The following is a 13,077-nucleotide window of genomic DNA, read 5'->3' on the forward strand; positions in this document are numbered from 1 at the left end:
CTTAAATGGTGCGAAATGGTCAGTTTATGGACGCTTAACTGCGCATTTACGATCTTGCTTATGGTTCTGGTGCTTCCATTTTTCTTTCTGGATTCAGCAGAGCCAGAATGCGTTGCCTTGGCGTCATGATCAGTACATTGCCTATCAGCACCAGGCATAAACCCATCACGCTCAGCCAGGTCCATTGAAAGTTTTCAAACCAGGCTGACAATTGCAGGGCAATTACCGGGAACAACAGGCTGGCGTAGGAGGCTTTGTCTGCGCCCAGACGGCCTACCAGTGTCAGGTAACAGCTAAAGGCAATAATGGATCCGAACACGGAAAGATACAGCAGCGAAGCAATGTACTCCGGGCGGGTATCAAAATTGAATTCCAGTCCCATCAAAGCGGCCACCAACATCATGCTCAGGGCGCCATAGCTCATGCCAAAGGCATTGGCCTGTAAGACGGGAATATTCCGTTGTTGATTGTGGGACGACACAATGTTTCCGATCGATGCGCAGTAGGTGGCGGCCAATCCAAGCGCCAGTGCTACCCAGATATCCTTACCGCTTGCTTCAACCGCAGCAAGTTCCGGCCAGAACACCATGGCAATACCGCAGATGCCGATACAGGCTGCCAGCAATACATGCATTTGAATGGGGCGACCTAAAAACAGGCGGCCGTTCAGAATATTCAAAAATACGATGCCTGCAAAAATCACGGCAACTAATCCCGAACTGATGCGTTCAGTGGTCAGGTACATTAACCAGTAATTCAAACCAAATAAAAAATTGCCCTGCAAAAACATCAACAAATGTTCACGCCATCCAAACCGCAAACGTTTGTTGAGCAGGGCACAGAAGAGCATCAGTAAAATCCCGGCCAGTGCAAAGCGATAGGCTACCGAAACCAGTGGCGCGACTTCCCCTAGCTGAAAGGTGATGGCAATCCAGGTTGAGCCCCAGATCAGGACGGTAGTCAGGTACAGGCTGAGATTGTTCACGGTCGTTCACTCATTGCTATGGTTTAGGCTTTATGAAAAGATAAGCCATTCTCGCCTGACAATACATGTACAGTTTGCGATACAGTATATGCCACTGTCATGGTGCTTTTACCGATACAGTTTTTACGCCGGCCCGTTCGGCGAAGGAGCCCGCTTTGGCTTTACTCCCTATTAATCGCCACGATGAGCAGCCCTTGGTTGAGCAAATTGTTCAGGGCTTCAGCCAGCGCATTGAACAGCGCAGTATGCGTTCAGGCAGCAAGGTGCCGTCGATTCGGCGCTTTGCCGAAGAGCATGGCGTCAGCCGTTTTACGGTGGTTCAGGCCTATGATCGTCTGGTGGCTTCGGGGCATTTGCAGTCTCGCAAGGGGTCGGGCTTTTATGTGGGAAAGGTGGCAATACCCGAAAAGGTGCACACGGCTTGTCAGTTGGATCGTGCGGGGGATGTATTGTGGCTGTTGCGACAAGCATTAAAAGACGGCCAATACCGCTTTCAGCCTGGTTGCGGTTGGCTGCCTGCCGATTGGATGGATGCGGCCAATGTGCAACGCAGTTTGCGTCAGTTGTCTCGCAACAGTGGCGCGCATCTTGTGGATTACAGTCAGGCGGGCGGTTATGTGCCGCTTCGCCAGCAGCTGGTACGACGCTTGGAAGAGGCTGGAATTCGGGCGGAGGTCCCGCAGATTGTTACCTGTCATGGTGCGTCCCATGGAGTGGATCTGGTTTGTCGTTTGATGCTGCGTCCGGGTGACAAAGTGCTGATCGATGACCCGGCTTATTTTAATCTCTTTGGCATGTTGAAGTTGTTTGGTGCTGAGGTGCTGGCGGTTCCCCGATTGGAAGACGGCCCGGACATTTCGGTCCTCAAAGAGTTGCTGGCGCTTCACAAACCGAAGCTGATGATTACAACGGCCATTCTCCATAACCCGACCAGCAGCTGCATCAGCCCCGCGATTGCCTATGAGTTGTTGAAGCTTGCGGAACAGCATAATTTTTACATTCTGGAAGATGATATCTACGGAGATCTGCATCCCAATCCGGGGCCGCGCCTAGCGTCTTTGGATCAGTTGAACCGGGTTATCTATGTCAGCAGTTTTTCAAAAACGGTCTCGGCGGCGTTACGTGTGGGCTACATCGCCTGCCGTCAGGATTTGACGGCGGAGTTGATGGACTTGAAATTATTGACGCAATTAACCTCCAGTGAAATTGCAGAGCGTGCGGTTCATCACACCCTGGCTGAGGGTTTGTATCGCAAGCACGTGCGTCGTCTACACGGGCGTTTGGATGAGGCTCGGGAATGTGCCAGTGAGGGTCTGGAGAAGTTGGGTTTTGAAATTTTTGGTCACGCAGAGCACGGCATGTTTGTCTGGGCGACGGTGCCGGATGGGCCGTTAAACTCTTCCGAGTTAGCGCAGAAGGCTTTGGAGCACGATATGGTTCTGGCACCAGGAAATGTGTTCAGGGCCGATGGGCAGGGAGAAAATTCGATGCGTTTTAATGTAGCGAATACCGGGCCGGAGGCGCTGGCGCTTTTAGGTCGGATTTTGTCTGGGGCATAGGCAGTCTTAACCGTGGATAATCTGTTGCGTGTGAAAGGCGCCCTGCAAATAAAAAACGGGCCATAGCGAATCCGATCACTATGGCCCGTTAGCTCCTCGAAAGCGTTGTTTAATCGGCGAGATTGGCTTTTCCGATTAAACCCTGAAGCGTGTTATGGCTTCTGATTCATATAATCCATAGTTAAGTTGGCCAGAAGCTTAACGCCTAACTTCATACCGGAATCTTCCACCTGAAACTCAGGAGTGTGGTGAGCGGGTGCCTCGCTCAACGGGCGATCTTTGGCTTTGCCGCCAACAAACAGGTAAACACCGGGCACTTTTTCCTGGAAGAAAGAGAAATCTTCTGCACCGGTAACCGGGTTAACTTCCTGCACGTTGGTGTCGCCAGCGGTGCGGCTAAGGGTCGGCAGCATTTGGCGCATCAAATCAGGATTGTTATAGGTCACCGGGTAGCTGTAGTTCAGTGGCAGGGTGACTTCGGCAGTGGCGTTCATGCTTTTGGCAATGTGCTCCGCTTTGCGACGCACGCCCTCATGAACCTTGTCGCGAACGCCTTCGTCCAGAGTTCGAATGGTGCCGATAATTTCCACTTCGTTAGGAATGATGTTTGAGCGAATACCGCCCTGAATCTTACCAACGGTCACTACGGCGGCGGATTGGGTGAGATTCGCTTCACGGCTGACCACCGTTTGCAGGCCCATAATGATCTGAGCAGCGGTAACAACGGGATCAGTACTCAACCATGGGTAAGCGCCGTGGGCCTGTTTGCCTTTGACGACAATTTTATAAGGGTCCACTGCAGCCATGATGCCGCCGCTGCGATACTTTACGATACCCACATCGGTTTGGGAGTTGATGTGCAGACCGAAGATGGCATCCACATCAGGGTTTTTCAGCACGCCTTCTTTTACCATCAGCTCCGCGCCGCCTTCTTCACCATCCGGTGCGCCTTCTTCAGCGGGCTGGAAGATAAACTTCACTTTTCCGCGCAGCTGGTCTTTGTGCTCAACCAGAATCTTGGCAGCACCCATCAGCATAGCCATATGGGTGTCGTGCCCGCAGGCGTGCATTACGCCAGTTTCCTGGCCGCGATAGGTCGACTTCGCTTTGGACGCCCAGGGCAGGTCAACGGTTTCGGTGACGGGCAGGCCATCCATGTCGGCACGCAAGCCAACAACCGGGCCGGGTTTTCCGCTATCGAGAACAGCAACGACACCAGTGTGGGCGATGCCGGTTTGTACATCCAGTCCCAGGCTTCTCAGGTATTTGGCAATGTACTTGGCGGTTTCAAATTCGCGGTTGGAAAGTTCGGGATTCTCGTGGAAATGGTGACGCCACTCGATGACTTGTGGCTCGATTTTGTCGGCCATTTTACTCACGCTATCGCTGGCAAAAGCCGGACTTGCTACGCCGATGGCCAGGCTGGCCAAGGCAAAAGAAATGGGCTTTAACATAAAACTTCCTTTGGTTTTATTATGGCATTAGAACTATAACGATTTAGCAGAGCATAACCTTAATCGATAAGTACGTTCATGAATAGCAAATACGATGCGTCACGCTTTGCTGAAAGATCCGTTAAACCCTGAAGGGTTTAACGGTTTGACTTTTATGGACGCTAAAGCCCTGATTCTGCTATGGTTTTGACTTGTTGAGAACAAAAGGATCGCGGATTTTCGCTGACGTAGAACTTTTTTCTCATTTTTTCAAAGCGTTGAGAAAGCATGTTTAAAAATCTCTTCAAATGGCAAAAAGGTCGACAGAACAGTGGTTACGATAAAATGCTCTTATGTGGCAGTTATTGGCCCTTGCCGTTTGATGTTTATCTGCTCCGTTTTCCAGAAGGCTCGGAGATTCCTCCACATAAAGACAAGGTAAAATCCGGGCGTCACTACCGCCTAAATATTGTACTGAAGCAGGCTGAGCGGGGTGGAGAGTTTTATTGTGAGTCACCCATTTACGAAAATGCGCGTATAAAATTCTTTCGACCCGATCTATCTGAGCACTCGGTGTCGAAGGTGGAAAAAGGTAATCGTTATTTGTTGAGTTTGGGTTGGGTGAGAGACTCTAGTTTGAAGTGATGCCTCTTAGGCTGAGGAGAGAAGCTTACCGGGTTGCTCAACATAAGGTTTCAAGGCTTTGGCGGTTAATGGAAAAGACATGAAAAGCTTCCTATTGGTATTTATATCCGTTTCAATCTCATTATCTATCGCTTGGCTTTGGCATAATCAAATGCACTCTGAGCGTGCTGTTAATCCGATTGTGCCAAACTCTGTTCATGACATTTATAGGGAGGGCCGATTTGATAACCAGTTCATTCGGGTAGACGGATACATGAAACTTTCGGGTTCTGGATTGGCTCTCTATCAGGATAAAGACGCGGCTCATTTCAGAGGGCCTGTATCTGAGCCAGAATTGGCAATCTTGGTGCCCCCTGAGAAGATTCCGCAGGAATGTATAAATTCCTATATCCGTATATCAGGGAGGTCTAAATACACGGTTTACGGATTTGCTGTTGATAATCTCAGGTTATTTTGGTCTCTGGAGCTTGGGATGAATTGCTTGCCCGAGGGATATTACGATAAAGACTTGAAAGCCTCATTGGATAGCAAAACCAAGAAAGCAAAGAAAGATATCTAAGGTAAGCGGCAGTATGATGAAAACGGATTCGATAAACGATACCAGAAGTGAGGAAGTTCAATGATCACCAAAAAGCTGAAGCAACTGGGAATACTGGTTTTTATTATTATGACGTCAGTTGATGCCTTTTCAGAAGGTATCCAGTCGAAGACCGTCATTGATTGGTTGAATATGGTGGACGATGGCAAGTATGCGGAGAGTTGGGATGTCGCGGCGCCGTTTTTTAAGGCCCAGGTAAGCAAAGAACAATGGTTACAGGGGCTGAAACAGGCAAGGACTCCATTGGGTAAGGTAGTGACTCGTGATATCGAGAGCAGCGATATTCACTCTGTGCTGCCAGGTGCCCCGGAAGGTGAGTATATTGTGGTGGTGTTAAAAGCCAGCTTTGAAAAGATGCCCTCGGCGACTGAAACAGTAACGCTGAAGAAAGATGATGATCGGTGGCGAATAGTGGGCTATTACATTAAGTAGTGTATCTATCTGTGAAACGGCCTGTAATAAGTTGAGAGCTCTACGTGATTAAAGAAATCGATAACGCTGTGTTTGAGGCGTTCTGGCCAAGCTTCCAAGCGATTTCAAGGCTTGGGACAGTTACGCCTTTAAGCCGGATATGAGCTTTGAGCAGGCCTATGATCTGTGGTGCGCTCTCCCCTTGAAGACCTTCGTGTTTGTGGAAGATGGGCGAGTTTTCGCTTCTGATTATATTAAAGCCAATGACATGGGCCCCAGTGGTCATATCTGCAATTGTAGCTATATGGTGAGCGAGGCGGCCCGCGGGAGGGGGTTGGCACGCAGGTTGTACGAGCCTTCGCAGAGGATTGCGGTGCAGCTGGGCTTTGACATTGTGGGTACGCTCCCTAAGGCTTATGAGCATGGTCGCTTGGGGTATGTGGACTGCCACGTCATGTATAAGCGCCTGGCTGATTACTAATCGGCCATTGAGTAGGTTGATGCATCGAAATTTCTTGACTTTAGGGGTAGGTCTATATAGCCTGCCGCTAGCTGAAAACCAAGCTTATTTACAGTCTCCATTACGATGCGATGTTTAGTTCTTCGTCCTGTAGTTGTTAAATTATTGGCTGTTTCTTCACGCTAATTCAGGGACCCTTAAATAGGGCAACTTTTTCCATATACAGGAATGATTTTATGTCTAACACCGTTACTGGAACCGTAAAGTGGTTCAACGAGAGCAAAGGTTTTGGTTTTATCGAGCAAGATAATGGCCCAGACGTGTTCGCACACTTCAGCGCTATTTCTGGCGATGGCTTCAAAACTTTGAATGAAGGCCAAAAAGTAGAGTTTACTGTCACTCAGGGTCAAAAAGGCCCTCAGGCTGAGAACATCGTTGCTCTCTAAGACCTGACTGATAGACTCTCTCTCTCGAAAAGCAAGCCCCCGGGCTTGCTTTTTTGGTTTCTGGGCTAAGGTTTTTCCGTTATGGTTGGCGGACTATTCACCTCCTTATTCCGTTGATGTCCATGAAAACCACTTCTACCTCTCTGCCGATGGCATGGCTGATACTGTTGTCCGTTTGTCTCCCTGGTGCTCTGTTTGCCCAGCAGTTGGTTGACGACAGCTTCCAGCCTAAAAACCAGCGTGATTATTTTCCTGATAAGCCTGGACCGTTGGTATTAATTGATTCCGCTCATCACAATTTTCATCAACTTGATGGTCGCTATAGGCCTTTCGCCAAAGTACTCTCAAGTGCTGGATTTCGGGTGCAAAACCATTCGACCGCCTTTACAGAGAAAGGGTTGGCGAAAACCGACATTCTGGTTATCGCCAATGCGTTGAACCCCAGGAATGCCAGAAACTGGAATTTGCCGAACTTCCCGGCCTTCACGCGTGCCGAGATCGAGGTCGTTTTTGCCTGGGTAAAAGAGGGCGGTTCTCTGATGTTGATTGCCGATCACATGCCGTTTCCCAAAGCCGCCGGGGATTTGGCGGAGCTATTCGGGTTCCAGTTTTTAAATGCCTACGTTGAAGTCCGTGGTCAACGGGAACAGTATTTCGATACGAAGGGCGGCGGCTTGTCCGACCACCCTATTACTCGGGGCGTAAGCAGCGAGAAGGCGGTGAGTAGAGTGCGCGGTTTCATGGGACAAGCTTTCCTGATTCCTCCTCAGGCCCGCCCGCTCATGAGCTTCACCCAGCCTTCCATAGCGTACATGCCAAGCAAGTCTTGGGTGTTTGATGAAGATACGCCCATTATTCCAGTGACAGGCTGGCATCAGGCCGCCACGCTTGAATTTGGAAAGGGGCGTGTGGCTGTATTTGGTGAGGCAGGAATGTTCACTGCTCAGGTTCAAAAGGATGGTGACGAGCTGTGGAAAATGGGATTGGACGCGAAAGGCGCCGAGCAGAATGAACAGTTCTTGATCAACAGCTTACTGTGGCTGGCAAAAAAACTGTGAGTGATAAAGCATGAGCCGGCATTAGGGGCTTGGGTATAGGGCTGAATATAGAGCTTGGGCGCCCGACAATACTGAGGGGCGCCCATTACAGCGTTATTCGTTGGTAGTGGTGTCACCTGTTTCAGGCTCGCTGGAGAATACAGTGGCCACTTGCGCGGGGTTAATGGTTTTCACGCTGTGTATCAGGCCATCTTTTAATGTGTACACCGTGAGTTGGCCTTTAGCCTGCTCAAAGTATTCAGTATTTTTTTCTTCTTTAATCAGCAGCAGGCGGTAGTTGTAGTCGCGCATTTTGGGCAGAGCAAACATTTTGGTGATTAGCCCTGGCATACCGCTGATGTCGGCGATATAACGGCTGTTGTTGCTTTCCAGAAATTCACTGTCTTTCTTGACAAGAAATTCATTCACTTTTTCAGAGACATCTTTTTCAAAGGACATCAAGACCAGCGTATCGGTAGGTTCGATTTTTTGTTTTACGTCGAACTGGTCTTCGAATTCAATATCCGGAAAGCGATCGCCAACCTTCAAATCCGCCATTGCCAGCAGTGGAAGGGCGCAAAGCAAGCTCGCGACCAGGGTGTGTATCAGTTTCATGTGGCTAACTCCTGAAAAGACAATTGAAAATGTTGTTCAATGTACCCGGGCGAATCACTGGATGTGTATGGCTCTTTTGCAAATGCTTGGTTTGCTTTTTAAGTGTTGAGCTGCGTTTAACGTGGGAGATGTTACCACACTCAAGAAGCTGGCGTTCGAGAACGGAATTGGAAAGTGTGGGATGTCTTGCGGGCTGATCGTGCATGCCTCAGCCCGGAAATGATAACGATCGTTGAAATTCAGTTCCCAGGTTTCCAGGCTGGGGCAATCAGACGTCGGCGTCCGTCCTGGCTCAGGACAACATCTTTTTCCTCACGACCTTCTTTGTCCCAGAGATTACAGGTGACTTCTTTGTGGTGTTGATCCAGGCGTTCGCAGTAATTGCTGTATTCACAAAGTCTCACTTGTTTGCCACAGCCGCTTTTCACTTTGCGAAACCAATCCGGGTCGGCAATGGCTTGGCGAGCGATACCAATAATATCGGCCTGATCGCTTTGAAGAATCTCTTCGGCTTGTCGGTAGCTGTGAATACCGCCGGCCACTACCACAGGGGTGTCGCAACCCGCGGCACGAATGCTTTCGCGTATGCTGGCCGTTGGGGAAATATTACGTCCGAATGGGCCTTGTTCATCAGATAGAAACGAAGGCATGCATTCATAGCCGGACTGGCCTGTGTAGGGGTATGCTGCCTGGCCGACCTTTGGACGTTTAGCATCATCGAACTTTCCACCCCGCGAAAGCGAGATAAAGTCCATGCCGGCACGTGCAAACTCCGTGGCAAAAAATTGGGCATCTTCCAGTGTACTGCCACCGGTAATAATTTCTTCACTCAAAAAGCGACAGCCTACAGGGTAGTCGTTGCCGACGCTATTGCGAACGGCATGAAACACTTCCAGTGGCAGGCGTACGCGATTTTCACGACTGCCGCCGTACCCATCGGTACGAACGTTACTGGCGGATAAAAACGAGGCCATCGTATAGGCGTGGGCATAGTGCAGCTCGATGCCATCAAAGCCAGCCGCTTTGGCGCGCTCGGCGGCTTCGGCAAACAAGCTTGGCAAAACCTGGGGCAGTTCCTGAAGGTGAGGTGCTGGATCAAAAACCCGTTCACGGAAACCCTGATAAAGGGATTCCAGTTGGCGGGCATCGAGAACCTGTGCCAGTTCATCTTCCTTCAGTTCACTCAGTGCGTTGCGTAAGTCGGCATCCGAAATATGATCGATCTTGCTGAACTCAAAGTAGCGTTCACGAAGTGCATCATCAATGCTTAAAAAGCGTTGAAAGAACTTCTCGGGTTCCGGACGGCGTCGGATCGATAAAAAATCGATCAGTTGGATAAAAACTTTCGTTTGTCCTGCGCTGGCTTCGTGTACGGTCTGAGTCAGTTTTCTCAAACCTTCTATATAGCGGTCGTGGCCGATACGGAGCAGGGGGCCACTGGGTACATCGCGAATACCGGTGGCTTCAATTACGATGGCACCGGGTTGGCCTTCGGCAAATCGGCGGTACCAGTCCAGTACATTCTTAGAAACAAACCCTTCGTCTGTTGCTCGCCAGGGCACCATGGCAGGTATCCAGCTGCGCTGTGCCAGGTGCAAGGGGCCATGTTGGAAACTTTGGAACAAGCGCGATTGTTCGGCCTCTTCCTGGCTGGGCCAGGGTTGATCCAGAGGCGTGTATTTAATGCGCTGGGGTGGCTTCCACATAAGAATCAAACCATTTATTAATAAAAAACTTACGTGTAATGTTAATTTTTAATGGGCGAATTAGCAAGCCGCGTTTAAGCCTTGTCCATTGTTGTTGAGGGGACTGGGGGTTTGGGGAGTTTTGGGCCTACAGTGGCTTCTCAAGGTCGATAACGGCGCGATCGAGAACCTGATTCAGAATGATCGTGGATTCAATGTGGGCGACTTTATCGACATGGGCCAAATCGTGCTTGATAAAGCGCTCATAGGATTCGAGATCACGAGTGACAATACGCAGACTGTAGTCGTGACGACCTGCTAATACGCAGCACTCCATGACTTGTGGCAAGCGAGAGACCGCTTCCTCAAATTCGCGACCATTTTGAGCGGTATTGCGCTCCAGTTTGACAAACACAAAGGCAGAGATTTGCAGACCGAGTTGTTTGCGGTCCAGCTGGGTGCGGTACTGTTTGATCAGGCCCTGGGCTTCCAGCTTACGCAGGCGGCGCAGGCAGGGGGTCTGGGAGAGATTGACGCTCTCGGCCAGATCGGCATTACTGATACGGGCATTGGCTTGCAGTGCCTTGAGTATTTTTATATCGATCTTATCCAATTTGATCGCTTCTTCTTGGTTCATTGGCAAAAATCACTCGCTATATTCTTATTCAAGGGATTTTATGCTCGCTAATCACAAAAATATAGTCTGCCGCTCCAAAGGCAAATTCCTTTGGTTCAGCAGACTTTTACCGCAATAAATGCTTAATTGGGGAGGGGATCAAGCAGCCGCAGCGGCTTCAAATTCCTGGCAGATCTGGACGACCCAGCGATTGACTCGGTCGTCGGTTTGCTCGAATTGCTGGTCGTCGTCCACGGCCAGGCCGAAGAAGTAGCTTTTATCTTCACTGCAACCCAGCGAGGCTTCGAAGTCATAGCCTTCGGTGGGCCAGTAACCGATCATGGTGGCGCCCACTTTCAGGACTCGTTCGTGCAACCAACCCATGGCATCCAGGAAATAGTCACCGTAACCCAGTTGGTCGCCCAATCCGTAAAGCGCCACTTTTTTGCCGTTGAGATCGGCATCGGTGATGATGTCTTCACGCTCTTCCCAGTCTTCCTGTATACCACCGAAGTCCCAGGTTGGAATGCCCATGATGATCAGGTCGTAGTTGCTGAAAAATTGGCTGTCGATGTCCACGATGTTCACCATTTCGACGGCTACGCCGGCGCCGGCAAACTGCTCACAAATTTTCTCGCCAACATCTTCGGTATTGCCTGTATCGGTGCCAAATACCAGGGCAACTCGGGCATCGCTGATCGCGCTCATGGGGTGGGGTCTCCAATGTCAAATTTTGCCAATGATAATGACAATGATTATTATTAACAAGTTTCATTTGTCGTTTTATGAAATATCCACGCTCGCGGTGGGTTTGAACCACCGGGCCAGCCTTTGTACACTTAGCGGGTTTACCCTTGCCTGCTAATTCATATGAATTGCTTGGGCTAAGTTTCTGATTTGGAAATGGTTTTGACAGACGATTCTTTACCTGAAAATGCTTCCGGGAACAGCGCTCAGCTGCCTGGCCTGGAGGGCTTGCTGGGCGCTTTTCAAAAGCAGCGCCCCCTGCGTGGTGGCTCGCTGATTATCACGGTGTTTGGCGATTCGATTTCCCAGCACGGGGGTTCTGTGTGGCTGGGCAGTCTTATCGAAGCCCTTGAACCCTTTGGGCTGAACCAGCGTTTGGTGCGCACCTCAGTGTATCGCTTGATTCAGGAAGGTTGGCTGGATTCCAATCAGGTAGGGCGCCGCAGTTACTACCGTTTTACCGACTTTGGTTTACGCCAGTATCAAAAAGCGGCCCGCCGTATTTACGCCCAGTCTCGCCAGAATTGGGATGGTAAGTGGACTCTGGTGATGCCCGCCTATGTCGTGGATGAAGCCCGGGAGCAAATGCGCAAGGAACTGACCTGGGCTGGTTTTGGCCAGCTTACCGGTGGGGTGCTGGCGCATCCAGGCGCGGAGCGTCAGAGCCTGGACGAAACGCTTCAGGAGCTGGATATTCACGATAAGGTTGTGGTGATGACGGCCTCGACAGAAGATCTGTTATCCCAGTCGGCCTTGAAGCAGCTGTCCGCGAGCTGTTGGAATCTCGACCAGCTTGAAGCGCGTTATATTGAATTTCTGGAAAAATTTCGCCCCTTACAAGCGGCCATTCCAAAGAGCGGCCCGTTAGACCCGAAAAGCTGTTTTCAGCTGCGCACTCTGTTAGTCCATGAATACCGTCGTATTCTGTTGAAGGACTCTGACCTTCCCCAGGAGCTTTTGCCGAACGATTGGGCAGGTAATGCCGCACAATTGTTAACGGCGAATATTTATAAACGTGTTCACCGCTATGCGAAGCAGTATTTGTGTCAGACGATGGAAACGGCCGACGGCCCGCTACCGGAGGCTTCGGCCAGCTACTATTCGCGCTTTGGTGAATTGAACGATTAGTTTTCTGTTGTCTGGGCTCGCTTTTCTTCGATTTGTTTATGGATGTCGTTGGTGGGGTGTTCATCGATAAACAGTTGGTAGTCTTTGTCGTCCGACAGTTTTAGCCAAACAGAGAAATAGCCGTCTTTAAAGTTGGAATCTTCGGTGAATTGGCTGGAAACACCGAAGCCGAGCTGCATGGTTTTTTCCTGAGTATTATCGCTGTTGGGTTGATAGCTCTCGGCGTAGCCTTTTTGCCAGTCTTGTTGCAGGCGTTTGAAATCTTCGACCCCACTCTGACTGATTTTCCATTCGCTGTATTCTTCTTTATGGCGTTGTCCGAGCCAGTTTTCCCTGGCGATTTGTTTTTGCTCGATGATTTCCAGGGGGAACTGGTAATCGTTCTTTTTGCCCTCGAATTCGACCGTGAAGCTGAGACGGGTTTGGCTGACAATCAGTTGCTCACTGCTTTGTACTTTGGCACGGATGCTTTCGGGGCTCAGCGCCATGAGATCATCGATGCCGTGATTTCGATATTGCCAGGCCGTGCCGAGGGGAATGCTGCTACAGGCCGTTAAAACGAGGAAAGAGACAAGTACTGTCGAGCGTTTCACGAAAACGGAGGCCGGGCTTCGTTTTAGAAATATGGATAGCCAACTTTCCACGCTTTTAATATTCAACATCGTCGCTCCCTTGCCTATGAGATATTTGCCTATTGAGATATTGATGATTG

Annotated in this window: 15 protein-coding genes; 8 read left to right on the forward strand and 7 right to left on the reverse strand. The window is 50.0% G+C overall.

Annotated features, from left to right (window positions below; all coding sequences use genetic code 11):
* Positions 1–58 precede the first annotated feature (58 nt).
* Entirely contained in the window at positions 59–985 is a 927-nt protein-coding gene (locus G8768_RS19500; RefSeq protein WP_166843344.1) for an EamA family transporter, read from the reverse strand.
* 155 nt (positions 986–1,140) lie between these two features.
* Here G8768_RS19500 and G8768_RS19505 point away from each other — a divergent pair, with 155 nt between their 5' ends.
* Positions 1,141–2,544, forward strand: a complete 1,404-nt coding sequence (locus tag G8768_RS19505) for an aminotransferase-like domain-containing protein (RefSeq protein WP_208020279.1) — start codon at positions 1,141–1,143, stop codon at positions 2,542–2,544.
* A 152-nt stretch (positions 2,545–2,696) separates the two neighbouring features.
* On the opposite strand, the gene G8768_RS19510 is transcribed toward G8768_RS19505, so the two are convergent.
* Positions 2,697–3,998, reverse strand: a complete 1,302-nt coding sequence (locus tag G8768_RS19510) for an amidohydrolase (RefSeq protein WP_166843342.1) — start codon at positions 3,996–3,998, stop codon at positions 2,697–2,699.
* Between the two features lie 267 nt (positions 3,999–4,265).
* Here G8768_RS19510 and G8768_RS19515 point away from each other — a divergent pair, with 267 nt between their 5' ends.
* The 6 genes from G8768_RS19515 (at position 4,266) to G8768_RS19540 (ending at position 7,595) form a co-directional block, all read left to right on the forward strand.
* Complete coding sequence (locus G8768_RS19515; protein ID WP_166843341.1) at positions 4,266–4,622, forward strand: 2OG-Fe(II) oxygenase family protein; 357 nt, start codon at positions 4,266–4,268, stop codon at positions 4,620–4,622.
* A gap of 79 nt (positions 4,623–4,701) precedes the next feature.
* Entirely contained in the window at positions 4,702–5,181 is a 480-nt protein-coding gene (locus tag G8768_RS19520) for a hypothetical protein (protein WP_166843340.1), read from the forward strand.
* 60 nt (positions 5,182–5,241) lie between these two features.
* Positions 5,242–5,652, forward strand: a complete 411-nt coding sequence (locus G8768_RS19525; RefSeq protein ID WP_166843339.1) for a DUF4019 domain-containing protein — start codon at positions 5,242–5,244, stop codon at positions 5,650–5,652.
* Positions 5,653–5,791: 139 nt separating this feature from the next.
* Positions 5,792–6,112: a GNAT family N-acetyltransferase gene (locus G8768_RS19530; RefSeq protein ID WP_208020280.1), complete on the forward strand. Its 321-nt coding sequence runs from the start codon at positions 5,792–5,794 to the stop codon at positions 6,110–6,112.
* 215 nt (positions 6,113–6,327) lie between these two features.
* Positions 6,328–6,537 (forward strand): cold-shock protein, encoded by a 210-nt coding sequence (locus G8768_RS19535; RefSeq protein WP_166843338.1) that lies wholly within the window; start codon positions 6,328–6,330, stop codon positions 6,535–6,537.
* A gap of 122 nt (positions 6,538–6,659) precedes the next feature.
* A complete protein-coding gene (locus G8768_RS19540; RefSeq protein WP_166843337.1) occupies positions 6,660–7,595 on the forward strand; it encodes a DUF4350 domain-containing protein in 936 nt (311 codons plus the stop codon).
* Between the two features lie 93 nt (positions 7,596–7,688).
* On the opposite strand, the gene G8768_RS19545 is transcribed toward G8768_RS19540, so the two are convergent.
* From G8768_RS19545 to G8768_RS19560, 4 genes are all read right to left on the reverse strand, one after another.
* A complete protein-coding gene (locus G8768_RS19545) occupies positions 7,689–8,189 on the reverse strand; it encodes a hypothetical protein (protein ID WP_166843336.1) in 501 nt (166 codons plus the stop codon).
* Positions 8,190–8,428: 239 nt separating this feature from the next.
* Positions 8,429–9,895: an NADH:flavin oxidoreductase gene (locus G8768_RS19550; RefSeq protein ID WP_166843335.1), complete on the reverse strand. Its 1,467-nt coding sequence runs from the start codon at positions 9,893–9,895 to the stop codon at positions 8,429–8,431.
* Positions 9,896–10,022: 127 nt separating this feature from the next.
* Positions 10,023–10,511 carry an Lrp/AsnC family transcriptional regulator gene (locus G8768_RS19555; protein ID WP_166843334.1) on the reverse strand — a complete coding sequence of 163 codons (489 nt, stop codon included), beginning with the start codon at positions 10,509–10,511 and terminating at the stop codon, positions 10,023–10,025.
* A gap of 138 nt (positions 10,512–10,649) precedes the next feature.
* Positions 10,650–11,198: a flavodoxin gene (locus tag G8768_RS19560; protein ID WP_166843333.1), complete on the reverse strand. Its 549-nt coding sequence runs from the start codon at positions 11,196–11,198 to the stop codon at positions 10,650–10,652.
* A gap of 201 nt (positions 11,199–11,399) precedes the next feature.
* Here G8768_RS19560 and paaX point away from each other — a divergent pair, with 201 nt between their 5' ends.
* Positions 11,400–12,365, forward strand: coding sequence for a phenylacetic acid degradation operon negative regulatory protein PaaX (gene paaX, locus G8768_RS19565; protein WP_243749632.1), 966 nt, complete (start codon positions 11,400–11,402; stop codon positions 12,363–12,365).
* On the opposite strand, the gene G8768_RS19570 is transcribed toward paaX, so the two are convergent.
* The gene (locus tag G8768_RS19570; protein WP_166843331.1) at positions 12,362–13,027 is read right to left on the reverse strand and encodes a hypothetical protein; all 666 of its coding nucleotides are present in this window, start codon (positions 13,025–13,027) and stop codon (positions 12,362–12,364) included. The two genes, paaX and G8768_RS19570, sit on opposite strands and share 4 nt — an antisense overlap.
* Between the last annotated feature and the right edge of the window lie 50 nt (positions 13,028–13,077).

It is taken from the genome of Pseudoteredinibacter isoporae (assembly GCF_011602085.1).
Classification (GTDB): Bacteria; Pseudomonadota; Gammaproteobacteria; order Pseudomonadales; family Cellvibrionaceae; genus Pseudoteredinibacter; species Pseudoteredinibacter isoporae.